Origin of the sequence: Mesorhizobium sp. M7A.F.Ca.CA.002.15.2.1 (assembly GCF_003998715.1) — a bacterium.
GTDB lineage: Bacteria > Pseudomonadota > Alphaproteobacteria > Rhizobiales > Rhizobiaceae > Mesorhizobium > Mesorhizobium ciceri.
The window spans coordinates 1-1079 of record NZ_RZPI01001070.1; the positions used below are offsets into that span (position 1 = coordinate 1).

Sequence of the window (1079 nt, forward strand, 5' to 3'; positions counted from 1 at the left end):
GCCTTCTGCAAGTTTCTGCCATCAATGCACGGTGGCGACGCCGGGCGCAGGCGCCGGAGACGTTCCGGCCGGATCGAAGCTGACTTGATCGCGTCCGTTCGACTTGGCCGTGTAAAGCCTTCTGTCGGCAGCGGAGAAAATTTCCTCATAGGTGATCGGGCCGGTAAAGCTTGTGCCGCCGATGCTGACGGAAAGCGGACAAGGCCTGCCGCCGGGTGAGAATTCCATCTCCCTGATACGCCGGCGGATGCTTTCGGCAACCACCCAGGATTGCGAGGGATCCACGCCGGGCAGAAACACGCCGAATTCTTCGCCGCCGATGCGGCCGACGATATCGCTGCCACGCAGTTGCCCCTTGATCGCCTGCGCTATCAGTTTGAGGGCCTGATCGCCGCAATCATGGCCCAGGCGGTCATTGATCGACTTGAAGTGGTCGGCGTCGATGATCAGCAGCGCCCCCGAACGGGTCTGCTCCTGCTTGCGGGTCTGCTCGAGATAGGCTTCGACCAGCATCGAGAAGGCGCCACGGTTCAGCACCGCCGTCAGGCTGTCGGTCGCGGCGATGACGCTGAGATCGCGCTGCGCGATGGCCAGCTGGCGAATCTTCCACATCAGGAAAAACAGAAACGAGCCGCCCAGCACCAAAGGCAGCATCAGGTCGGTCATCTGCGCCCGCCACACGGCCTCGGGCGAAAGATAGGGAAAATTGAAGGAATCGACGAAGAACGCCACGGCAATGAAGAATGCCGTACCGACTGCCGTGACAGCGATCACCCTGCCCCAGCTCGTCGGCGACAGATCGAGCTTCATCGCGTCCACTCCGTTAGCCGTCGCTACTATGACGCACCAACCCAAACAAATTGATAAGACTTTCCCTCCAATTCGATGTCGGCGGCGGAATCAAATCCACCGGCCAACCAGCCCCTGCCTATGACTTGCGACAGACGCTTGGGCAGACGCCACAGGACGGCCGCTGGAAAGCAGCCATCCTGTTTCAAAGTGTGAAGGCGTGGGCCAATTGCCGGCCGGGCAAGGGCAAAACGGCGCGCGAAGCCAGATCGCCCGTCGTCAGTTGAGCG

2 protein-coding genes are annotated in these 1079 nt (G+C 61.2%); both read right to left on the reverse strand.

The annotated features are described in order from the left end of the window. Positions 1-21: 21 nt before the first annotated feature. On the reverse strand, positions 22-810 hold the full coding sequence (locus ENZ74_RS32655; protein WP_013532435.1) for a GGDEF domain-containing protein: 789 nt from the start codon (positions 808-810) through the stop codon (positions 22-24). Between the two features lie 26 nt (positions 811-836). After that, positions 837-1079: hypothetical protein (locus ENZ74_RS34835; protein WP_206522394.1), on the reverse strand; the 243-nt coding region annotated here is incomplete at its 5' end.

Coding starts and splice junctions, on each gene's coding strand:
- ENZ74_RS32655 (WP_013532435.1), bottom strand. CDS start 810: ATGAAGCTCGATCTGTCGCCGACGAGCTGGGGCAGGGTGATCGCTGTC.